This is a genomic window from Pseudacidovorax sp. 1753 (genome assembly GCF_040544975.1).
Lineage (GTDB): Bacteria > Pseudomonadota > Gammaproteobacteria > Burkholderiales > Burkholderiaceae_C > Xenophilus.
Genome location: NZ_JBEPKY010000002.1, coordinates 14,705 through 36,228 on the forward strand (window position 1 = coordinate 14,705; position 21,524 = coordinate 36,228).

The window sequence follows — 21,524 nt, forward strand, 5'->3', positions numbered from 1 at the left end:
CGGACGCCCCACCAGGAGACACGCCATGGACATCAGGACCCTGAACGCCGACATCGCCGTCGGCCCGCAGATCACGCCCGCCGACGTCGCCGCGCTAGCCGCAGCGGGCTACCGCGCGATCCTCTGCAACCGCCCGGACGGCGAAGGTGCCGACCAGCCCGGCTTCGCAGAGATCGCCCAGGCCGCGCAGGCTTGCGGCCTGCCGGTGCATCACCTGCCGGTCGAATCGGGCACGGTGCGCGACGAGGACGCCCAGGCCTTCGGCGTGCTGCTGGCCAGCCTGCCCAAGCCGGTGTTCGCCTACTGCCGCACAGGCACGCGCTCGGCCACGCTGTGGGCGCTGTCGCAGGCCACGAAGCTGACGCTGCCCGAGATCCTGCAGCGCGCCCGCTCGGCCGGCTATGACCTGCAGGCCGTGGTCCGCCGCGTGGCCAACGGCGGCCAGACGCCCAGCGATGCGATCGATGCCACGCACGACATCGTCATCGTGGGCGGCGGCGCCGCCGGCGCGGCCGTGGCGGCCAGCCTGCTTGCGCGCCGCCGCGACCTGGACATCGCCATCATCGACCCGGCCGAGGTGCACTACTACCAGCCCGGCTGGACCATGGTGGGCGCCGGCGTGTTCAAGCCCGAGGTGACGGCGCGCACCATGGCGTCGGTGCTGCCGCGCGGCGTGCGCTGGCTCAAGGGTGCCGTGGCCGCCTTCGAGCCCGAGCGCGACGCCGTCGTGCTCGACGGCTGCCGCGTCGTGCGCTACCGGCAGCTGGTGGTCTGCCCAGGGCTCAAGCTCGACTGGCAGGCCATTCCCGGCCTGCCCGAGACGCTGGGCCGCCATGGCGTGACCTCCAACTACCGCTACGACCTGGCGCCCTACACCTGGGAGCTGGTGCAGCGGCTGCGCGGCGGCAAGGCCGTCTTCACCCAGCCGCCCATGCCCATCAAGTGCGCGGGCGCGCCGCAGAAGGCGATGTACCTGTCGGCCGACCACTGGCGGCGCCAAGGCGTGCTGGACCAGGTCGACATCGATTTCTGCAATGCAGGCGCCGTGCTCTTCGGCGTGGCCGACTATGTGCCCGCGCTGATGGAATACATCGCGGCCTACGGCGTGCACCTGAACTTCGGCCACCAGCTGGTGGCGGTGGACGGGCCGGCCCGGCGGGCCACCTTCATCCACACGCACACGGACGGTCGGAAGGAAGCCGTGCTGAAGGACTTCGACCTGCTGCATGTGGTGCCGCCACAGACCGCCCCCGACTTCGTGCGCGTGAGCCCGCTGGCCGATGCGGCCGGCTGGGTGGACGTGGACCCGGCCACGCTGCGCCACAAGCGCCATGCCAACGTCTTCGCGCTGGGCGACTGTGCCAACACCACCAACGCCAAGACTGCTGCCGCAGCGCGCAAGCAGGCGCCGGTGGTGGCGCACAACCTGCTGGCTGCGCTGGGCCACGCCAAGGGCGAGGCGCGCTACGACGGCTACGGCTCCTGTCCGCTCACTGTGGAGCGCGGCAAGATCGTGCTGGCCGAATTCGTCTACGGCGGCAAGGTGGCGCCGACCTTTCCGAACTGGCTGATCGACGGTACGCGTCCATCGACGCTGGCCTGGTACCTGAAGGACCGGGTACTGCCGCCGATGTACTGGTCCGGCATGCTCAAGGGCCGCGAATGGCTGGCCGAGCCGGCCCTGACCGAGTGAGGGTGGCGCCATGACTGCCCTGCTCATCAGCCTGTCGATGGGCGCCGCCGTGGGCTTGGTGCTGGCCCTCAGCGGCGCGGGAGGCGGCATCCTGGCGGTGCCGCTGTTGGTCTTCGGCCTGCACCTGAGCATGGTGCAGGCGGCGCCGGTGGGCCTGATCGCGGTGGGGCTGGCCTCGGCCCTGGGCGCGGTGCTGGCGCTGCGCGAGGGCAAGGTGCGATACCGCGCCGCGGCCATCATCGGCGTGACGGGCATGGCCTTCGCGCCGTTGGGCGTGATGCTGGCGCACCGGCTGCCCAATGCGCCGCTGATGGTGGGCTTCTCGCTGGTGCTGGCCTGGGTGGCGGTGCGCAGCATCCGGCAGTCGCTGGCGCCCGTGCCGGCCGGGCCTTCCGCGCCGTCTGCGCTGCAGGTGTGCCGGCTCGATCCGGTGCGTGGGCAGCTGCGGCTGGTGTCGCCCTGCGTTCTCGCGCTGGGCGCCACCGGCGCGCTCTCGGGCCTGCTGAGCGGGCTGCTGGGCGTGGGTGGCGGCTTCGTCATCGTGCCGATGCTGGGCGCCTTCTCCAATGTACCGATCCGCGGCATCGTCGCCACCTCGCTGGCCGTGATCGCACTGGTGTCGGTGGGCGGCGTGGCCGGCGCCGCCTCGCAGGGCGCCGTCGCCTGGGACGTGGCCCTGCCCTTCGCCGCCGGCGCCGTGCTGGCCTTGCTGGCCGGCCGCCGCCTGGGCGCGCGGCTGGCGGGGGCGCGACTGCAGCAGGCCTTCGGCGCAACGGCCGCCGCGGTCGCGGTGCTGGTGTTGCTGCGCGGGCTGGGGGTGTTGGCGCTGTAGAGCAGCCTGGGAATCGCGCCGCGGCAGGCTGCGCAGGCCCCGGCAACCAGTGGGTGGCTCATCCGCGGGAGCATCTGGGCAACTATGGGGTTGCCGCGAGGGTCGTCGCTGCGTCGCTGCGTCGAATGGATGAATCCCTTCGCGCTAGGCAGGCTCCAGCCGTGTGAGACTGGCCCGATGAGTCACGCCTTCCTGCTTCTCGCACCCGTCACGGCGCTGGTTCTCGCGGCGCCACCGGTGTACGCCCAAAAAGCGGTCTACAAGTGCGTCACTCAGGGCAAAGTCGAATACAGCCACACACCATGCGTCGGCGCCGTCGAGATCGATGCCACCCCCACCCAGGGCGCCGACCGCTGGAGCGGCCAAAGCCGCAAGGGCCGGGACGTCCAGCGACTGGAATTCAACGAGCAGATGGGCCGGGCTGTGCGCCCCTTGACCGGCATGGACGATGCCCAATGGAAGACCGCCACCCACCGCCAGGCGCTCAGCCCTTCGGCCCGGCAGGAATGCGATCGACTGGACCCGATGCTGGCCGCGCAGAGAAGCCGGACCGACGCTGCGACAGTCGAAGAACGTGGCCGTGCTGATGTCCGCCTATGGCAGTTGAGACGCAGGTTCGCCGATCTTGACTGCTGAAGCCTAGCTTGCTGGCGGTGTCGGAGCATCCAGCGAAGCGGACGCGACCGCCTCGCCAACTCCTGAGTGCTGCGCGCCCCGCAGCGCCCGAACCGTGCAAGCAGCATGGGGGCACGATCAAGGTGCCATCGGGTCAGCAGGCCCGTACACCCTACGCTGGCCACAGCACGCCCACCGGCGGCGCGAGGCGCGAGTGGGCGCAGGAAGAGAAAAGTGGCGGTGCGGGGGCGGTGGGAAGACGTGAACCTGCGCGCCGGCACGATGCGCGTGCACCGGGCGCGTGCTGACCGAGGACAGGGCCCGCACCAAGACCACACCGCGAGCGGCTGGTGGAGCTCAACCACCGCGCTACATCGATGAGCGGTCGCAACGCCGCGCTTGGCTGCAAGCCCGGCTGGCGGCAGGTGTGCGCTATCGCCCGCCAAAGGAATGCCGCGACACGAGTGTGACGCTGGCACTGATGGCCGGCGCCAATCCGGTGTGGGTGGCCATGCAGCATGGCCACTCGGTGCAGGTGATGATGCGCGACTACGCGAAGTGGATTCCATCCGCCGACCGAGGCGCGAACCTGGCCGCGGTGAACGCCACGCTGGGCGCTGCGACCGAGGGCCCGCAGGGCCGGGAATGAGCGATTCAGGGATGGTTTAGGGCCAGCAGCGCGCGAGGCCAACCCCGGAAATGAAAAAAGCCGTTGAAGATCAACGGCTTTTTATGCGAAGGGCTTGGCGGAAACGGAGTCCTCCAAGCACACTGTAAAATCAATCACTTAGGGATGTCTTTCCGGCCATGCCCACAATGGTGCCCACAAACGCATGGAGCCCTTTCTGGTAGGTCCGCGAGGCTCAGAAGTGTGCGATGCGCTCACGAAGGATCACCGCAAGTTCGTGCATCACGTCCAGTTGGCGCATCTGCCGAGCCCGCTCATCCCGGTCCAGCGTCGGGAAGATCGGATTCGAATGGATGAACGCGTCGAGCTTCGCGATCCTCTGGTCCAGATCCATTTTCTCGTCCAGCACGCGGCGCTGGTGCGGCAGCAGTTCACCTGCCATGGTTAGCTCCCGGCGCCTGATGCCGAGCGGCCGAAGTTGAAGAGGGCCGCCCGGCACGAACCGTAGGCGAGGTTCACTCGGTCGGCTTCGTAAGCGTCGTCATCCGCTGCAGCCGCCGCGTCTGGAAATAGCCCGGCGGTTTGGGCTCCACCTGCAACACGATCGCCGGCACCGGCGCCGGCTGCGCCTGGGGCGCCACCACCACCGCCCCCACGTCCACCGGCTTCGGCGGCACCGGCGCGCAGCCGAGCAGCGCGAAGCTGCTCGCGCAGATGTTCAACAGTCGCGCCATTGGTCGCATCGGTCTTCTCCTGCGCCGCGGCCGCGGCGTCGATTCGTTTCTGCTGTGCCAGCACCGAGGCATTCAGGCTGGCCAGGGTTGCGGCCGCCTCGGCGCTCTGCCGCCTCACTGCGGCATTCACCTGGTCGAGCGCCTGGCGCGCGCCGTCCCGCTCCTCGGTGGCGGTCTTCAACTTCGAGGCCAGGCCGCCGGCGCGGGTGCGCTCTGCGCAGCCCATACCCCAGCCAGCGATGGCCACGGCGAGCAGCGCCCAGAGGGCTAGGTTGCGGATGTCGGGCATGTCAGCCTCCCGCGCTGAAGTGGCCGTCGCGGCCCCAGTCGCGGCAGAGCTCGTCGGTGGTGTCACGCCGGTCCACGAGGCCTGCCATGCGGGTGCGCACGCCAGCCACGGTGCCAAGGACCCAGCGCGGCATCTGGCGGCACGCGCCAATGAGGTCGCCGGCATTGGCCAGCCGGACGATGGTGGTGCTCGGCTCAAGCGCGGACGGCACGTTGAAGCCCATGTCGATGAAGCTGGCCCGAACCCACACGTTGTAGGAGGCCCAGTAGCGCAGCCGGCTCTTGGCCCGGGCTTCGGCACGCAGATAGTGCGGCAGTTCCAGGCGCTTGCAGTCCTCGGCTGTGTAGTAGCGGCTGGCCACGACCTCCGGGCCCGTGATGCCGTTGCAGACAGTCAGCGGCTGGCCGCGGCCGATCTTGTCGACGTAGGGCACGCCGATGTGTCGGCCGCTGCTCTCGTAGTAGGCGCCGATCTCCTGCGCCAGCACGACCTCAGGTGAGGGCTGGCCAGCGACGTAGGTGCCGACGCCTGTCCCGCCGACGCCCAGCGCCAGTGCGGCGGCCAGCAGCTTGCGGCGCAGCGGAGCGGGGACCTTGCTATCGCCGCTCACACATCCTCCAGATCGCCGAAGTCTGTGACCACCTGACGGCCGGAGCGGTTCAGCGCGTCGATCTTGGCGAGCTGCACCTGCTTGTTCAGCTGGAAGTCGCGCCAGCGGAAATAGGCATTGACCACCAGGCCCATCAGGCCGATCAGGATGCCCATGACGATCCCCGCCTCTGACGAGGTGACCCAGGCCCAGATAGTTGTCCCGGCTGCGGTGTAGGTCACCTTGCTGGCCGTTGAGGCAATGGCGGCGTCAGTGACGCCAAGGGTGGTGTTCGGCTCAGCCATACCTGAATGATCCCGGGGGCCAGCCGAATGCCTAACCCCTACAGGGGTGCAAGTCGAGGGAATCGCTTGGCCAGATCAAGATGAGCCGTCGCCGAACGAACAAGCAACGCTCACCTGAGTCAAGTTCAGCACAAGGATTTTCCGCTTTAAAGATACACTCTAAAGACCATCGGAGAATAAAGAATGACCCCTGCCGCAAAAGCGCTTGCACAAATATCTAGTGAATTTGAAAAAACAAAAATTTTAGAAGGTTTTTTAGAAAGACTCAGCAACATAAACGATGAAGTCATCAAAAACCTTCAAACAATTGCGTTGGGTGGAAATACCAATATTCAGAATGCAGGAACTCAAATAAAAGGTTTGCTTACCGATCACGTTACTGCCGCGGTAGCAGGAATTTCGATTTGGGATACTTTCAGAGAAGTGGATTCTCTTAGAAAAACATTGGATTCCATTGACAATCAGTCAACTAAGGTGGAATTTCTAGGCCAGCTAAAAACAGCTGCAAGCGAATTTGGCAATGCGCTCGGAAAATACCTCGGTAATCGGGAAGCCTCTCGTTCAGCTGACTTGGTTGCAAAGGCAGTCGTTCTAAATAAGCTTCGCGAAAGCGCTATTGAATTTTTCTCGATGCTCTGCAACCAAGCTGATATGCCTGCCGATGACAAGGTTGGCGCAGCATCGCTGGAGATCTACATCCCTGATATTTTCGATTTGGCGGATTTCATCGCAAAACTTCAAGCTATCGCTCAAATTTATACTGAGATAGCGGGCTTGCTTGGAATTTCCTTGCAAGACCACCCCCTGCGAATACAAAAAATTGAATCAGGAAGTCTGTGGGCGCTACTGTTTGGTGATACCAAGATCGTCGCTATAGTGGTTGAACTGATTCGCGACGCCGCAGCGTATATACACAGAAACTACACCGCCGAAGGAAAATTGGCTTCAATCCCTTCTAAGATTGAAACTATTGAAAAAGCCTTGCACGTAGTGAGTAAGTTGGAAGCCTTAGGAATCGAAACAAACCCAATTAAAGAAGAACTCACGCACGCGACTTATCAGTTGGGTAAATCCATGAACGAGCTTTTAGCTGATCAATCCCTCCTCGAACTAAATGGCGAAGCGATACCGCTGGGCCCACAAGACACACTGAAGCTAGGCCATCGCGGGTTACGCCGGATTTCCTATGAAAGTCCGGACCACGCTGATCCCGACTCGTCCACGCAATAAGCAAGGTTGAACAGCGTAAATAGTCGATGCTACGCATTCATTTAGTTCTAATACCTAGATTCCACAGCCAATTCGTGCATTCGTTGCCGCAGCGCCTTCGGAGATGAGGCTTCGATCCGCGAAGTGCGGTCTTTGTTCATCTCCCGCACCCTCTTCCATACGTCGGTCATCTTGACCACGATGGGCTGCTCCGGGTTGGCCTCGTTCCAGTCCTTGACGCGCTGGCGCGCCGCTTCGACGCCGCCCTCGTCCTTCTCGAAGAGCGCCTGCGCCCACTGCGCTTTAATCTCGCTCGACGTCTGCGTATAGAAGGCCTTGGCCCGCTGCATGTAGCTGTTGGCCTCCTGCACATCGGCGACGCTCTTGGGCTGAAAGCCGATTGCCTTTGCCAGAGCCTCGTCGACGGTGGTGTCGATCACCTTGTAGCCCTTGCGGTCCTTGTACATGCCGGAGGCCAGCATGTCCGCGCCTTTCACGGCGTTGGTCACGGCGGTCGGGGCCACCGACAGGGCCGCGCCGCCCAGGTCGCCCTTGAGCGCCTGGCCCGCGGCCGTGAAGCCGCGCTTGAGCAAGTCGCCCGCCGGGCCGGCCAGCTCGAGCATGTCGGTCGAGTGGTCCTGCTTCGTCAGCAGCATGCCGGTGCCGGGGATGATGTTGCCCAGGCCCAGTCGGCCGGAGACGTCCACCGGCGCGCCCGGCAGCCCCGAGACGCCCTGCTCCACGAAGTCCGCCATCTCTTTGCCCAGCACGGACTGCAGGGCCTGCTTGCGCCACTGCTTGGACGAGATGTTGTAGCCCAACATCTGGCCGATGGCGTCGATCAGGTCCTCGAGGTCTTCCATGAACGGCAGGCCGCCGGCGCCACCCATCAGCATCATGGTGGCCATGGCCCAGGCAACGGCACGCTTACCTTCTGGGCCGCCCTGCGTCCACATCCGGTTCAGGAGTTCGAGATAGCTGACGCTGTACGTCTTGAAGGTGAAGAGCGTGCCCCCGATCGGACCGCGCGCCCACCGCGGCTTGTTGGCCTTGCTGTAGACGAATTGGGTCTCCAGCACGGCACGGCGCGCGAATTCAGCCGGGTTAGGCATGTGCTCCGCCTTCGCCACGCGGTAGGCCGCGATGAAGGTGCTGCGACGGTTGAACTGCTCGGCCAGCGCGAACGGCTGCCCCCACACCACCTTCGTCCGCTCCCAGGCGTTGGAGGCCGCGGCGCGGGCATTGCCCACGCGCGTGCCGTCCCCTGCCCGTAGCGCTCCGGCGCCGCGCGCCTGCGCCATGAGCTGGTGGATCTCCTGCGGGCTGACCACGCCGTCGACCTCGGCCTGATGCAGCGCGTGGGCCAGATCGGCTTCGAAGCGCTTCCCGCGCGCGGCCATGTCGCGCACCGCGCCGGCCAGCTGCGCCGCCGCCTGCCGCATGCCGCCGTACTGGCTCAGCCAGGGCATGGTGATGGCGAAGGGCTGGGTGGTGTTCACGAGCGCAGAGGCGATCGAGCCCCCCAGGTACTGGGCGAAGAGCATGGCGCGCACCGCGTGGCCCTCCTCCTGCGGATTCTGGATGTACTGTTGCAGGCCCATGGCCAGGTCCTTCAGCTGGCCCTGCTCCTTCGGGATATCCGAGACAGCCCGCTCCAGCTGGCCGGCGTTGACGCCGCCGGACGCGAGTCGCGCGTTCGAATAGACGAAGTTGGCCAGCACGCGCCCCACGTCCTCACTGAAGCCCGCGATGCCCTGCCGATGGATCAGGCGCTTCAGGGCGCTGTGGTTGTTCTTGGCCAGGCGCAGGTATTCCTGGAAGGCCTTGTCGCGTGCGGCGCCTCCCTCCCCATCCAGGCCCAGCATGTTGCCGAACATCTCCAGGCTCTCCGGCGTCAGACCCTGGAACAGCTTGAAGGCCTCCTGGCTCATCGTGCCCTGCGTGACCTTGCCGTCCGGGTAGAGCCCCTTCATCTTGGCTTCCATGGCATTCGATTCGGACTTGCTCTCGAACATGCCGAAATACTGCCGCTCGCCCGCGGCGTCCACCACGTCGACGGTGTAGCGGCCGAAGCGGGACAGCGGCATGTAGCCCTTATCCATGAGCTCCTGCGCCTTCTCCTCGCGGTCCTGCACCTGCTTGAGCAGGTCGGCCACCCGGTCGGCCCGGTCGGGATTCGTGCGTGCCTCGTCCTGCAGCTCCGCCGTGATCGTGGCCACCGCGTCGCGCATGGTGGGCCCGTCCAGGACGATGTCGCGCAGATCCGCGTACTCGCGGCCAAGGGCCCGCAACATGTCGGCGCGGGCGGTCATGTCGATCGAGCGCTCCACCGCGGCCCGCGCCTCGCGATAGAGGCTGATCTGGCCGTCATCGGCCTTGAAGATGTCGCGCAACTCCTGATCCGACCACACTACCCCCGGCTGCAGCATCTGGCTCTCGAAGCGGCTGTTCACCGCGCTGTCGAACTGCTCCTTCTGCATGCCCTGCCACATCTTCAGCACGTTCGGATTCAGGCGGCCGGCACGCAGCATCATCTGAGCCTTCTCTTCCGAGGCCAGGCCCGCATATCGCTGCGTGAGCTCTTCTACCCGCACCGGCTTGCCGTCGGCGTCCCGAGCCCACGACAGCGTGCCTTCGAAGAGCGGCCGCGCGATCGCCGCGTTGTCCTTGGCCGCAAGCGGCTTCTTCGTCAGGTCGCGCCAGTTCTCCACGCGCGGCAGCAGCCGCGGCGCCGTGTCGGCCGCGTCGTTGGCGAACATCGAGATGTCATCGATAAAGCGCTGGGCCGACTCGTACACCGGCTTGAATGCGGGCGAGCGCTCGGCCAGGTTGCGCATGGTGCCCACCGTCTTGTCCCAGATGCTGACAGTCCCCGGATGGCTCATTGCCGCGGCGAGACGGTCCTGCGCAGCCATGCGGAAGTCCGCCACCTTGGTGCGGCTGAACGGCGTGTCCGCGGCATACTCGCGTTGGAAGCCGGCAGCAGGCTGAACCACCCCGGGCGATTGGCGACCGGCCGTCGTAGCGGGCTGTCGGCTTCCCTCGTTCATCGCAGCGCCACGCTCCACCCAGCTACGCGCCGGCGCCAGGTAGTTGCGCACGATCTCCGCATCGGACAGCGCCAACCGCTCGAAGCCCGGCACGTTCTCGCGCAACCAGGTGCGCACGGCCGCGATGGCCTGACGCACCACGCCCAGTTGCGGCGACGTCTGGGCCAGCTCGGCCAGGACCTCCTCCGCTGCCATCAGTCGCTGTCGCGGCACCTGCAGATTCAGGCCATAGGCCTCGGCCTTCGCCTGCACGTCCGCCTTGCGCGTGGTGGCCACCATGTTGAGCACGTTGGTGAGGCCGCTGCCGAAGACGCCGCGAAGGCCGTAGTGGCCCAGGGCTTCATGGAACAGCGCACGGGCAACGTCGTCCCGGCTGGCCAGCTGATCGGCGACCAGGTAGACCTTGCCGCCATGGAAGAACCCTTCGGGCGCGCCAGACGCACCCTGCGCCAGCTGCGCGTCGTTGTAGGACCGCACAGAGGCCGGTACCGCAGGGTCGCTCATCGACGCGACCACCTGCACGTCCGGGCTGTTCGTCCACCGGCTGGTCAGCTGCGCGACGTGACGGCGGACGTCGGCCACGCGGCCGGCGGTGGGAACGGCAGGGCTGCCCTTCTCCATGGTCCGCAGGAAGTCCTGCACATCGAACGACGCCGCGTCATCGCTGCGGCTGAAAACCGGGCCACTCGCGACTTGCCCGCCAACCTCGGCAGCAGAAGAGCCCGTGCGCACGTCGATCATGTCGAGCGGGCGCACGCTGACCTTGTCGAATGCCGCGGCCACGTTCTGGCCCTTGGAGACGGACACCGAGGACGGGTGTGGCCCGTCGAGTTCACCAGCATGGGCGAGGATCACCGCCCCTGCATTGGCCTCACTCACGGCACGATAGAGCGCCCGCAGCTGCCCGGTGCCGCGCAGGTCGCCCATCATCGCCTTGCCGATGGGCATCCATCCCACCACGCCGTGGCCAGCGTCAAGCAGGATCGCACCTGGCCCGCCAGACTGCTCGTAGTAAGTCTTTGCCACCTCGCGCGCGATGCCCGGGCTGGTCAACTGCACCGGCTCCGCTGACGAAGGAATCTGCTCACGCTCGATGACGGGCACCGATGTGCGGGTGGCCCTGGGCACGATATCGCCCCGATCCCCATCTGAGGCCGAGTAGCGGCCGTTCCCGACCGCGATCAATCCCATGGGCTCGATCCCGGTGCCGCGGAAGACATCGCGCAGCATGCTTTCAGTGAATTCGTCCGCAGTGGACAGCGTGGAGTTGCCAGAAGGGTGGTTGTGCGAGAACCAGATGTGGGCCGCTCCAGGCACGCGCACGGCCTCGGCCACAAGCGTCGGTGCAAAGACCGAAGTCTGAGCCAGGGCCCCCTTGAATCCACCCACAACGGCGAGAGGCTTGCCGTCCTTGTCCGTCACGATGCCGTCGAAGCGCTCGACGGCCGATCGATACAGGTACTGGGTCGCCGCGGCCAGATCTGCAAACGACCGGATTGTGGACGCGCCTAGCTTTCGCTCGGCTTCGCTTCCGACGATGGTTCGGACGAGGTATTGCCCGGCGGGGGCCGGGGTGTCGCCCGGTACTCCGGCGGCGGGCTGTACGTCCCGACGTACCCCGGCGCCGTCGGATCCGGTGTCTGCAGGTCGTTTGACGGGGGCACCGAATAGGTCTTGGGTGTAGATGTCACGGATGGCCTTCGATCCAGCCGAGCGGCTGAAAGGGACGTCTTCGAACTCGCCGGCGCCAGCAGATGGCCCCGGCTCAGTGCGCTGGGGCGCTTCCGCCTGGCGGCGGGCAGGCACCGGCGACGCGGCCGGCACGGCGCCAGCTGCGCGCATTTTCTCCACCACGCCGCGGGTGTACTGCGCGGTCCCGCCATTCGCGGCCGCGGGCGTCGGCGTCGCCACCGGCTTCTTGAACCGCCCGCTGGCCAAGCCCTTCTTGAACTCGTCCACCGACATGGCCGTCACGGGCCCGACCTTCCAGCCGCGGTCGTAGCTGCCCTTGTACGCCGCGATGGCGTCAGCCTTGGTGTCGAACCCGAAGAGGGCCTTCGCCTCGTCGTAGCTGCCATCCGGATTCACCTGGTCGACCACGTACACCGTGGAAGCCGCCGATGGGTTCGGGCCCACGAAGATGTCGACATGGTCGCCGTCTGAAGCGATCGAGCCCTTCACGTAGCCGTAGTGCGCGGCCATGGTGTTGCTCCAGGCCTTGCCGTCCGGCGAAATTCCGCTGCGGGCGCTGCCGGCGGGGTTCTCGATCGTGATGCGCAGGCCCTGCACCTCGGGCCCGGACAGGTGCCCCATGGCGTAATTGCCGGCATCCTTCTGACCATCCGTGGGCTCCGGCCGGTCGTTCTGCGGGCTGGTGGCTGCCTGGTTCGCGCGTGCCTCCACCGCGGCGCTGGCCTGGGCCTGCTCCCAGCCGGCGACGGCGGCCTGCAGCCGGCGGCGCTGAGCCTTGAGCGGCACCGGCGCTTTGCGGCTGCGCATGGCGACCTCGACGTCTCCACCAGAGTCGGGTGCAGCGGCCGCGATCCGGCGCTCGACCTCCTGCAACTGGGCCCGCAGCGCCGTCAGCTCCGGCGCGTCGGCCGCGCGGGCAGCTTCGGCTGTGCGCCCAGCGGCGGCGCGATCGGCTTCTGCCTGCGGCGGTCGGCGCGGCGCTGCTTGCTGGGCTTCAGGGGCTTGAGGGCCACGGGTGCGTCCTTTCTTCTGGGTGGTGGAAGGCCTTGCAGCCGCTACCCCAGGGGCTTCCAGGGAGGCGGATCCGGCAGCGGGTACGGCGCCGGCGGCGGCCGACGTGTTGGGATTTGGCGCAGCGGCACCTTGGGCATCAGTCAGCTCCAGCTGTTGGGGCGCGGCGCGACGTGCGCGGGCGCGGGCCAGGCCCTCGCGAAGGTTGGTGGGCGGCGCGTCGGTCGGCGGCACCAGCGTGGCCAGCTCCTGCTCCGCCTGTCGCAGGGCAGTCACCATCTGCTTCGTCCAGCCGCCCCGGCCCTGCTGGCGGATGTAGTCGATCTGGGCCTGCAACTCGGCGACACGCTGGCCATTTCCCGGACCGGACGCCTGCGCCGGCGGCTGGCCGGCGCGCGACTCACCGCCGCCGGCGGGTGCCGGCGCCGCCGCTGGAGTGCCGGCCGCACCGCGGCGGTCGCGTGCCTCGGCCCCGGCCTGCGCGGCAGCGGCCATCTGCAGCATCTGGTCGTGCGCACCGCCGTCCACCGCCAGCGCTGCGCCGGTGCTGAGCGGGCCGGCAGCCGGGTCGATACCCATGCGCTGCGAGCGCGGCACGCGCGGTGCGCCGCGCTCGGGGATCAGCGCCTCCATCTGGCTGTTGTTGGCCCGGGCGTCAGCGGGAGGCATGCCGAGATCGGGGAGCGGCGCGGGCTGCGTACGGCCGGTGAATGCCGCATTGGCATCGAGCATGCGCTGCACACGCGCGCGCTCGTCCGCGCCCATGGGCTGCTCGCCGATGCGCTGCAGGCCTTCGTCCAGGCCACGAATCAAGGCCGCCGAGTTCGGCGCGCCGGCATCGATCAGGTTCTGCGCAGCCGTGAAGACGCGGCGCTCGCGCACGCGGCGATCTACCTCAGCGGTCGCCGCGGCCTGATCGCCAGGCGCCCCCTGTTCAAAAGCGGCAGCGGCGTCCGCCGGCGGCGCGGCGGCGGCGACGGCCTGGTCCACCTGAGCCACGTTGTCGCGCAGCCAGGCGTCTTCGACTTCGCGACTGACCTGCTGCACCTGGTCCGGGCCGGTGTACGCCGTCTCACCGCGGACGCGCGCCTGCAGATCGCCAAGAGGATCGGGCACCTCGCGGCGGTAGGCGTTGTTGAAGGCGCGGATCTCGGCCGGCGTGAGCGGGCCGGCGGCGCCCTCGGCCCGCGCTGCAGCAGCGCCAGCCCCTGCGCCAGCCGCGTCAGGCCCGGCCTCGGCCGTGTCGGTGGCCGGCCCCGGCGCTTCCTGATCAGCGATCGGCGCCGCGTGGCCGGCCTCCTGCCGCCGGATCGCACCCGCCGCACCGCCCAGTGCCCCACCCAGGCCACCCAGCGCCGCGCTGTCGATGTAGTCGCGCACGGCATCACTGTCGCTCAGGCTCTGTTGCGCGCCCCATCGCTCGATCCCGGTCTGCGCGGCCTCGGTACCTGCCTCGCGCGCCAGCGTGCCGGGAATTGTTCGTATGGCGCGCCCGGCCAGGGTGGGTGCCGAGGATGCGCCCCCCATGACGCCATGCAGCATCTTGGCGTCCATGAGGGTATCCAGGCCGGCAGCCGCAACCGCGGAGCCACCAACCCGGGCCAGATCGCCACCGGTAAGCGTGCGCCCGTCCTTTTCGGCCTGCTCGACCGCATCGGGGTAGATGCTCCCGGCCTCCTGCATCAGGTTGCTGCCGCCCTGGGCGGCTGCGGCGCCGGCGATCGTGCCGCGCTGGACGGCCTGCTGTGCAGCCGCTTGGCCGGCTTCACCCGCGAGGTACTTCTCCGCGCCCGCGGCGGCCGCGCGCTCGACACCCTTCTGCGTGATCTTGCGACCTACGAAGCCGCCGACCCCGCCCGTGGCCAGGGCGCTGAGCGCCTGGCCGCCCACGTAGCCCGCGCCGTACTTCACGAACTCGCCGAGATCGCCCTGCCCCTCCAGCACATTGGAAAAAGAGTCGGACGGCCGGGACAGCTCCTTGATCTTGTCGTCCTGGCCCTTGTAGATGCGCATGCCGGCGTCGCGCACCGCGTCCGAGCCGATGGCGTCGCCGATCAGGCCGAGCGCGCCGCCTGCCGTTTGGGGGATCTGTCGCGCCGCAGTCTCGAGGCCGCGCGAAAAGGAGCCCTGCTCGCCGTCCAGAGCGCCCGAGAAGGGTCGCAACGATGGCGCCTGCGCTTGCTTGCCGTGCGCTGCATCGAGATTGCCGGAGAACGGCTTGAGCTGAGGATCTGCCATCCCTGCAGGATGGCCAGCTGCAGGGGGAAGGTCGAACCCTAGAGGGGGCAGCAATGGGGGGACAGGCGCGCCAGACCACGTTGCGGGCGCCAGACCCAGATGAATCGTTCAGGTCTACCTGCTGAAAACCCTAGGTAGGGGCGGCTTCAGGATGGCCCCGCATCTGCTGCCGCCGTCCTACGATCGCCGCATGACCCAGGAAGACGCCGGACGCATCGAACTCCTTGAGCTCGCCCTTGCGGAGATGGAAGAGGACCTGCGAGATCAGCAGGTCGAAGTGGAGATGCTGATGGAGCTTGTCGTTCGGCTGCTCCAGGCGCTGCACACCAAAGGGAGCCTGACACTCGACGAAGTGGCCGCCGCCGTCGAAGCGGCGCACCCACCATCGGTCTTCGCTCAGGACTCAGCCCCCCACCCGACGCATTCAGAGCTGGCCGCGAGGCTTAGAGAGCTTGGGGTCAGGATGTCCCTACGTTCGCGCTGAGCAATCCGCATGTTTCCGGCCCAAAAAGTCGGCCTGCTTTCGCCCCATCTTTGTCCTTCGCTTCTAGGTCCGACAGACCTTGAGGTTGGCAGCGTTACTTTTCGGGCCTGAACTTCGGCAAACTTGTTGCCTCATAATTGAGGCTAAAAACTTGGTCCGAAGAATGACCAAGGGCACTGAAGGGGCCGTTACGGACCTCGAGCAAGGAGAAAGAAGATGATTCGAGTTGGGTTTCCGGGTTGGAAACTTGCGGCTCGGCTAGGGCTGCGGGTGGTGTTCAGGATCAATGTGATCCATGACGACGAGGCGGGCGTGTACGTTGCTACCAGCCCTGACCTACAAGGCTTGGTCGCCGAGGCCAAGTCGATGGACGAGCTGTTCGCCGCGGTCTACGACTGCGTCGGCATGCTGATGCAAGACGAGCTGAAGAGCGTTCCCAAGTTCAAACCGTTTGCTGCTTGGACAGGCGAACTTCAGCCTGCATGAATGGTTACTACGTTCAGGTTACAGCCGTGCTCAAGAAGCACGGCTTTTCTTTTTCTAGGCAGAAGGGTTCGCACCAGACTTGGACGAACGGCAGGCGATCAGTGACCGTTTCGACGACCTGTGACTCGCGATACACCGCCAATGCGATCATGAAGCAGGCGGGTATCAATCACCATTTCTGAGCGGCTTCTCCATGGTCAGGCCAGGATGAAGTCGAGTGTGACCACTTCGCCGGCCGGAACCCCCAGCGCGAGGTTTGCCGCAACCTGAGCCCGTGACGTCACGTCGAGGAGGCGCTGGTACTCCTGGCTCGGCCGGAATGCCTCAAGGTAGCCGGTCTCCCCCCAACGCTCTTCCTCCGCCCAGGCCAGCCAAGCCTCGTAGGGATCGACGCCGGCAGTCTTGAAGACCGCTATCGCTGCTGCGCGCGCTGCCTCCAGCTGCTCGGGCGTCGCTGACGGGTAGTCGAGATCCAGCTTCATGTCCATACCGGCTCCTCAGTTGAAGGGGCCTGACACACGCCCCTTCGCGCGCGCCACCGGCGTCAGCCATTAGGCCCGAGCTCCCTTCGCCCAAGCAAGGGTGTAGAGGATGGCCAGCGCGAACATTCCCCACTGCCCTGCTTCCCACGTCGACAGCAGGAAGAACGGCTGGCTCAGCAGCCCGAAGACGCATGCCCAGCGCGCCAGGCGCGGGCGCCGGTCCTGAGACAGCCACGCCGCGGCCGCGCCGCATAGCAGGATGACCGCCTGATCAGCGCCCACCCGCGGACTCCACCGGTGCCAGCCATCGCGAGGCGGCGGCCGCCGGCGCCAGCCGCCGCAGCTCGGCGTCGTGCGCGATCTCACGCGCGGTCGCTTCCAGTTCAAGCGGATCGACAGTGCGCCAGTGCTGCTGGAGCCGATGCGCGCGAGCTGCAATCCAGGTGGGGTCTTCATGCTGTTCCATGCTGCCAGTCTACCGACAACACTGTATGTTTCAACAGTTGTGCTGTATATTTTTACAGCACTCTAACGAGACCCACGATCATGAAACTGGACAGCGGACGCACCTGCCGAATGAGCGGGCCCGAGGTGGCGGCAGCTACCGCAATGATGCCCAAGGCAGGGCCGGACCAGCCGAAGACGGCTACGGTCGAGATGGACACCGAATGGAGCGGCCGCGTGCTGGTCATGCTGGAGTGCCGCCAGTTCCGACACTACAAGATCACCCATTGGGGATGGACCGTCGTCGACGCCGTTCCGGCCCCACCGTCGGCGCCAGCCGCAGAGGCACAGCAATGACGGGCGCCGCCCTGGGGCATCCAACCCTCCTGCGTGTGCCCGCGTGGTACAGCGACCAGGTGCAGGACGAGATCATCCTGCCGCTGGCGCCCGAGGAATACGACATCGCTCCTGGCGATGGGATCAACGCGCGCTGGGTTGTCACGAGCTCGAGCGGCGCGGTCGTCTACAACGGAATCGGACCCGTGACGGTCCTTCGCTCACCCGCTCCCTTCTGACAGGAGTTCCCCATGCCATGCACCGTGCGACTGATCGACCCACCATCTGCCACGCCGCCCGAGGGCATCAAGGATGCCGAAGCCAGGTTCCGCCGCGAACTCGAGCGGGCACTCGGCGACGACCTCATCGAAGCCCTGCGGGCCTTCAACGCGGCCAGCGAGAGCAATGCCGAGGATCTCACCAAGGACGAGATCAAGTTGGCGGCGCGCTGGTCCGCCGCCTTCGACAAGGCGCGCCAGGCCGGCATGAGGGATCTCGGCGACGCGCAGGAAAGCTATTTCGAGGTGCGCGCCGCAGGCTGACCCGGCGGAGCGGCTGCTACATTCCTTCCGGAATGACGGAACGGAGTGGAGCATGACAGCACAAGCTGAAGCTGCGGGCACGATGCCGCAGCTGCGATGGGCGCGGCAGCTGATCGGCACGGCTTTGGTGGCCCTGCTGAACCCATTCGTCTACACGGGACCAGCCGGCATCTTCGCCTGGATAGTGCCGTGGGCCGTGGCCTTCATTGCCGCCGGCGTGATCTACGGCCTGTATGCCCTCTTCCTCACCTCGCGTGCGCGAGCCGGGTGGCCAAGCAGTTTCTTCATGCTGGCGTGGGTGCTGCTGGCCCTGCAGCTCGCTGGGTACTGGCTCACCTACACGCAGGCCGACAAGCTCCATTCAATGAGTGGAGCGTCTACCGGGGACGTGCCACCGCAGGGGCCACCCAGCCTGAAGCCGTTCCAAGGCAAGCTGGACGGTGAGTGATCAGTTGGCAATGAAGCGCTTTCCGTTCGCATCCTCATAGACGGGCTTTCCGCCGGAGGTCCCCACTTGGCGAGTCATGCCAGGTGGTAGCGAAGGCCCTGCTGGCCGCGGATCGATGAACTGCCGCTCCTGAGCATCGAACACACGGCTCGGCTCCTTGACCACCTGACCGCTGGCATCCACGGTCTGGCCGCCTTGTACTGCGATGAACCGGTTTGCCGGATCCGACTTGCCCTTCAGCGCCAGCAGCGCGGACTGAGCCTGCTGGCGCTGCGTTGTCGTCGCATTGGGGTCCAGCAGCACATTGCGCAGTTGCTCTTCCTGCGCGGCCGCTCGCGTCTGGAAGCCCTGGGCCGTCTGCTCCAGGCCGAAGCGATCACGTGCCAGCTGGGCGGCCGCGGTCTGCTGGGCTCCTTCGAGCGCGAGACGTGCGTCCTGTCGCTGGTTCTGGCCAGCCTCCTGCGCCGTCGTGCGCGCCATGTCAGCCGCGGCGCCGATGCGCGCACGTTGCGTGGCACCGCCCTGTTCCATCTCGGCCTGGCGCATCTGTGCGCGCTGGGCGAGCGGTGCGGCAGCGGCCTGCAGCTGCGCTTGATAGACCGCCGCGCCCGATCGGCCAGGGCTTGCACCCCGCGCCGCCGCCGTGCGCAGCGCCGCCGAGTCGTTGAAGTCGGCATTGCGGTTGGCGTAGTCGACCGGACCGATCATCCCCAGGCCGGGCGTTGCGGGCACGCCGATTCCTTGGCGCGCCTGCTCGATCGACGCCTGGGACAGCGCGCGCGAAGCGGCGGCATCCCGGTTCATCTGCGCCACGCGATCGCTCGAGGCGGCTTGCGCCGGCGGGAAGCCTGCTGCCTGCGGTGCGGGACTTGCGGCAGCCGCCGCACCTGGTGCGGGGGCCGCGATAGCCAACGGAACGCCGCCCGCTTCGGAAGCGGCCGCTTGCGGCGCAGGAGCCGGCGTGCTCGGTTGCTGGGCACGCGGCGTTGCGCCGGCCGCGGCGGGCGCTGCCACCGGGACAGGGGACGTCGACGGCGCAGCTGCGGGCGTGGCGCTCACCCCGAAGAGGCCCTGCCCGAAGCCCTTCGCAGCGTCGTATGCAGCGCCGGCTGCGCGCGTGCCCATGTCGATGGCCGGCGTGGTGATCACGCCCAGGCCGCCCGCAGCCGCCTGGCCAACCGCATTGGCGTACTGGCCACGGTCCCAGGCATTTCGAACGGACTGGCCCACCGCCTGGTTGTTGTCGGCGTAGGAGAGCGACGGCGCTGGCGCCGCGGCAGGTGCCGCCGGCGCGGAGGGCGAAGGTGTTGGCATGCCGGCGGTGGCGGCCTGCGCCAGCCTGCGCTTCTGCTCATCATCGACCAGGCCGCCGTCGGCATAGCCCCGGCGGGTCTGAAAGCCCAGGCCGGGCCCGGCCGCGCGCGCCGGCTTCATGCCAGGTCGGAAGCCGCGTGCAGCCACCTCGCCGCCGTCGGCGAAAAAGTATTCCGGCCTGGCCTGGGCAACCGGCGTGTGCGTGGCCTCGCGCGCCGCGTCGAGCACCTGCGCGCCGAGGGCATGGACCTGCTCCGGTGGCACTTCGAATTCACCATTGCTCAGCCGCACCGGCACACCCGCCGAGGTCGCTCCGCCGGCGGGACGCCGCGCGCCCGGGAAGCCGCGGCCGGCCGCCGCCAGCGCTTCAGCGCCGATCTTGGCCGTGCTGTCGGCGGGCATGATGAACGTGCCGGCGGGAACCTCCTTGGAGATACTGTCCGAGGTGCCGGAGCCAGGCCCGCGAACCATGCCGCCCGCCTGCTTTGATGGCTTGAAGCCGTACATGAGGTGTCCCTTCTCAGATTTCTTCGGATGCGTCTTGCGCGAAGGCCATGCCGAGATCGGCCAGCAGCTCGGGCACATCGACGCGCGGCACGATGACGCACGCCCCGAGGATCTGCTGGCACTGCTCCAGCTTCATGTCGAGGCCGGCGGCCTCGCAGGCTGCATGCATCACAGCGGGGTCATCCAGCAGTGCAGCCATGTCCTCACCCACCGCGCCGCTGGAGAGCCACCAGATGCCCTCATCCGCGTCGGCCAGGCGTCTGGGGAACATGCCTGCACCAGCTGGGCCAGCCAGGCTCTCGCACAGAGCGCGAGCCTGCGCCACGAGCGCGTCAGGGACGATGAGAGTGCGTAGAACGTAGTCCATCGTCAGGCTCCCATCTTGCTGCGGATCCAGGCCTCGCCGAGGGAGATCTGCTGGGCCGTCAACGGTGCGTTGGACGCGACTTCGATGTGGGCATAGATGCGCCCCGTGAAGTAGTTGGCCGTCGTGTTGCCGCGGCGAAAGATGAAGTGCGGAAAGGACCCAAACGGGGAGCTTCCTCCACCTCCGGGCGCCACGGCAGATTGGTCCTTGTTGAGCCGAACCGTCGCAAGGTCGCCGACGACGCCCGTGGTCACGACAACATCCCTGCCACCAATCAGCCGAGTGGCGTCGGTCACAGTTGCTTCCGCGACATTGCCGAAGTTCACGAGGCTGCGATATCGATTGCGACCGCTGTCGGGCGAAATCACGAGCGCGTGCGTCCCGACATTGTTGTCGCGGTTGACCGAGATCTCCCGGATGATGGCGGTGATCGGGTTGCTGAGACGCTGCACCCCGGTGAAGGTCGTCAGGCGGCCGAAGGCGCTGTAATCGATGTTGCCCAGAGACTGGAGAAAGTCGTCAGTCCCATCAGCATCGGCGTACCACCCATATGCGTCCTGTTGCCGCAGCGGCCGGGCGGTGGAGGTGGCCTGTTGAAAGTGATTGCCCGGAACTTCTCTGACGGATATGGCTGAAACCGAGAGCGTTCCTTGGTCGCCAGTTCCATTGCCAAGTAACAGTGAGCTTGCGACCGTGGTCGCTTGGAAAACAAATCGGAAGGCAGTATTTGCGGCTACGGTCTTCTGATACAGCACAGTGCCGAAGCCATCGTTCTGATTTCGGGCAAAGACCACCACCGGTTGTTGCGAGCCGATGTTGCCCACAACTTCATAGGAGCGACCCACAACCGTAGTAAGAGGGGTGAAGGCACGAACCGTGGACCCGCCGGATGCCGTGCCACTGACGGTGATGACATTTCCCGCAGTGCTGACCGTACTGGCATAGCCCGATGGTGGCTGGAACGCATTGACCGCGACTTCCGGCCCGCGAGCTAGGCCGGATTTCTGGTCCAGAACAAGACCCAGCGGATTCGTCGCCGCAGCAGCAGACGCTTCACCCGTGTTGTCTTGATACAGCGCCTCAGCCCGATCAAAGCTGAGCATGTAGCCGCCCTGCCCCTGACCAAACAGCGCGGCGCGCACCTGAGCATCGAGGTTGCCAAGCCGCATGCCCGGAGGCCGGGCACCGCGGCCACGCCCGAAGGCGTGCATCGAGGAAACACGCTGCAT

The 21,524-nt window shown here is 66.9% G+C and carries 23 protein-coding genes; 13 read left to right on the top strand and 10 right to left on the bottom strand.

Annotation, left to right across the window (positions count from 1 at the left end; genetic code table 11):
* The first annotated feature begins 25 nt into the window (after positions 1–25).
* The 4 genes from ABIC63_RS02360 (at position 26) to ABIC63_RS02375 (ending at position 3,789) form a co-directional block, all read left to right on the top strand.
* Positions 26–1,693, top strand: a complete 1,668-nt coding sequence (locus ABIC63_RS02360; RefSeq protein ID WP_354318540.1) for a bifunctional protein tyrosine phosphatase family protein/NAD(P)/FAD-dependent oxidoreductase — start codon at positions 26–28, stop codon at positions 1,691–1,693.
* 10 nt (positions 1,694–1,703) lie between these two features.
* The gene (locus tag ABIC63_RS02365) at positions 1,704–2,525 is read left to right on the top strand and encodes a sulfite exporter TauE/SafE family protein (protein ID WP_294369272.1); all 822 of its coding nucleotides are present in this window, start codon (positions 1,704–1,706) and stop codon (positions 2,523–2,525) included.
* Between the two features lie 177 nt (positions 2,526–2,702).
* Positions 2,703–3,161, top strand: coding sequence for a DUF4124 domain-containing protein (locus ABIC63_RS02370; protein WP_354318541.1), 459 nt, complete (start codon positions 2,703–2,705; stop codon positions 3,159–3,161).
* Positions 3,162–3,441: 280 nt separating this feature from the next.
* Positions 3,442–3,789: a hypothetical protein gene (locus ABIC63_RS02375; RefSeq protein ID WP_354318542.1), complete on the top strand. Its 348-nt coding sequence runs from the start codon at positions 3,442–3,444 to the stop codon at positions 3,787–3,789.
* Between the two features lie 214 nt (positions 3,790–4,003).
* Here ABIC63_RS02375 and ABIC63_RS02380 read toward each other — a convergent pair whose 3' ends face one another.
* The 4 genes from ABIC63_RS02380 to ABIC63_RS02395 are packed head-to-tail and all read right to left on the bottom strand — an operon-like array spanning position 4,004 to position 5,685.
* Complete coding sequence (locus ABIC63_RS02380; RefSeq protein ID WP_354318543.1) at positions 4,004–4,210, bottom strand: crAss001_48 related protein; 207 nt, start codon at positions 4,208–4,210, stop codon at positions 4,004–4,006.
* A 2-nt stretch (positions 4,211–4,212) separates the two neighbouring features.
* Positions 4,213–4,791: a hypothetical protein gene (locus ABIC63_RS02385; protein WP_354318544.1), complete on the bottom strand. Its 579-nt coding sequence runs from the start codon at positions 4,789–4,791 to the stop codon at positions 4,213–4,215.
* A 1-nt stretch (position 4,792) separates the two neighbouring features.
* Positions 4,793–5,401 carry a glycoside hydrolase family protein gene (locus tag ABIC63_RS02390; protein WP_354318545.1) on the bottom strand — a complete coding sequence of 203 codons (609 nt, stop codon included), beginning with the start codon at positions 5,399–5,401 and terminating at the stop codon, positions 4,793–4,795.
* Positions 5,398–5,685, bottom strand: a complete 288-nt coding sequence (locus ABIC63_RS02395) for a holin (RefSeq protein WP_354318546.1) — start codon at positions 5,683–5,685, stop codon at positions 5,398–5,400. Before ABIC63_RS02395 ends, ABIC63_RS02390 begins: the two co-directional genes overlap by 4 nt.
* Before the next feature lie 183 nt (positions 5,686–5,868).
* On the opposite strand from ABIC63_RS02395, the gene ABIC63_RS02400 reads away from it, so the two are divergent.
* Positions 5,869–6,915, top strand: coding sequence for a hypothetical protein (locus ABIC63_RS02400; RefSeq protein ID WP_354318547.1), 1,047 nt, complete (start codon positions 5,869–5,871; stop codon positions 6,913–6,915).
* A gap of 47 nt (positions 6,916–6,962) precedes the next feature.
* On the opposite strand, the gene ABIC63_RS02405 is transcribed toward ABIC63_RS02400, so the two are convergent.
* A complete protein-coding gene (locus ABIC63_RS02405; RefSeq protein ID WP_354318548.1) occupies positions 6,963–13,151 on the bottom strand; it encodes a PLxRFG domain-containing protein in 6,189 nt (2,062 codons plus the stop codon).
* 6 nt (positions 13,152–13,157) lie between these two features.
* On the opposite strand from ABIC63_RS02405, the gene ABIC63_RS02410 reads away from it, so the two are divergent.
* The 4 genes from ABIC63_RS02410 (at position 13,158) to ABIC63_RS02425 (ending at position 16,037) form a co-directional block, all read left to right on the top strand.
* The gene (locus ABIC63_RS02410; protein ID WP_354318549.1) at positions 13,158–14,927 is read left to right on the top strand and encodes a hypothetical protein; all 1,770 of its coding nucleotides are present in this window, start codon (positions 13,158–13,160) and stop codon (positions 14,925–14,927) included.
* Positions 14,928–15,075: 148 nt separating this feature from the next.
* On the top strand, positions 15,076–15,369 hold the full coding sequence (locus ABIC63_RS02415) for a hypothetical protein (RefSeq protein WP_354318550.1): 294 nt from the start codon (positions 15,076–15,078) through the stop codon (positions 15,367–15,369).
* Positions 15,370–15,585: 216 nt separating this feature from the next.
* Entirely contained in the window at positions 15,586–15,855 is a 270-nt protein-coding gene (locus ABIC63_RS02420) for a DUF1902 domain-containing protein (RefSeq protein WP_354318551.1), read from the top strand.
* On the top strand, positions 15,852–16,037 hold the full coding sequence (locus ABIC63_RS02425; protein WP_354318552.1) for a type II toxin-antitoxin system HicA family toxin: 186 nt from the start codon (positions 15,852–15,854) through the stop codon (positions 16,035–16,037). Before ABIC63_RS02420 ends, ABIC63_RS02425 begins: the two co-directional genes overlap by 4 nt.
* A 15-nt stretch (positions 16,038–16,052) precedes the next feature.
* Here the strand turns inward: ABIC63_RS02425 and ABIC63_RS02430 are convergent, their stop codons facing one another.
* Both ABIC63_RS02430 and ABIC63_RS02435 read right to left on the bottom strand, forming a co-directional pair.
* Complete coding sequence (locus tag ABIC63_RS02430) at positions 16,053–16,343, bottom strand: hypothetical protein (RefSeq protein ID WP_354318553.1); 291 nt, start codon at positions 16,341–16,343, stop codon at positions 16,053–16,055.
* A gap of 265 nt (positions 16,344–16,608) precedes the next feature.
* Positions 16,609–16,803 (bottom strand): hypothetical protein, encoded by a 195-nt coding sequence (locus tag ABIC63_RS02435; RefSeq protein ID WP_354318554.1) that lies wholly within the window; start codon positions 16,801–16,803, stop codon positions 16,609–16,611.
* Between the two features lie 80 nt (positions 16,804–16,883).
* Here ABIC63_RS02435 and ABIC63_RS02440 point away from each other — a divergent pair, with 80 nt between their 5' ends.
* Genes ABIC63_RS02440 through ABIC63_RS02455 form a run of 4 tightly spaced genes read left to right on the top strand, consistent with a single transcriptional unit; the run spans position 16,884 to position 18,107 of the window.
* Entirely contained in the window at positions 16,884–17,138 is a 255-nt protein-coding gene (locus ABIC63_RS02440; protein WP_354318555.1) for a hypothetical protein, read from the top strand.
* On the top strand, positions 17,135–17,356 hold the full coding sequence (locus tag ABIC63_RS02445) for a hypothetical protein (RefSeq protein WP_354318556.1): 222 nt from the start codon (positions 17,135–17,137) through the stop codon (positions 17,354–17,356). The genes ABIC63_RS02440 and ABIC63_RS02445 overlap by 4 nt, the downstream gene beginning before the upstream one ends.
* 12 nt (positions 17,357–17,368) lie before the next feature.
* On the top strand, positions 17,369–17,659 hold the full coding sequence (locus tag ABIC63_RS02450; protein WP_354318557.1) for a hypothetical protein: 291 nt from the start codon (positions 17,369–17,371) through the stop codon (positions 17,657–17,659).
* Between the two features lie 52 nt (positions 17,660–17,711).
* On the top strand, positions 17,712–18,107 hold the full coding sequence (locus ABIC63_RS02455; protein WP_354318558.1) for a hypothetical protein: 396 nt from the start codon (positions 17,712–17,714) through the stop codon (positions 18,105–18,107).
* On the opposite strand, the gene ABIC63_RS02460 is transcribed toward ABIC63_RS02455, so the two are convergent.
* The 3 genes from ABIC63_RS02460 to ABIC63_RS02470 are packed head-to-tail and all read right to left on the bottom strand — an operon-like array spanning position 18,108 to position 21,524.
* Positions 18,108–19,928, bottom strand: coding sequence for a hypothetical protein (locus ABIC63_RS02460; protein ID WP_354318559.1), 1,821 nt, complete (start codon positions 19,926–19,928; stop codon positions 18,108–18,110). It abuts the gene before it with no gap.
* Between the two features lie 13 nt (positions 19,929–19,941).
* The gene (locus ABIC63_RS02465; RefSeq protein WP_354318560.1) at positions 19,942–20,295 is read right to left on the bottom strand and encodes a hypothetical protein; all 354 of its coding nucleotides are present in this window, start codon (positions 20,293–20,295) and stop codon (positions 19,942–19,944) included.
* 2 nt (positions 20,296–20,297) lie between these two features.
* Positions 20,298–21,524: a hypothetical protein gene (locus ABIC63_RS02470; protein WP_354318561.1), complete on the bottom strand. Its 1,227-nt coding sequence runs from the start codon at positions 21,522–21,524 to the stop codon at positions 20,298–20,300.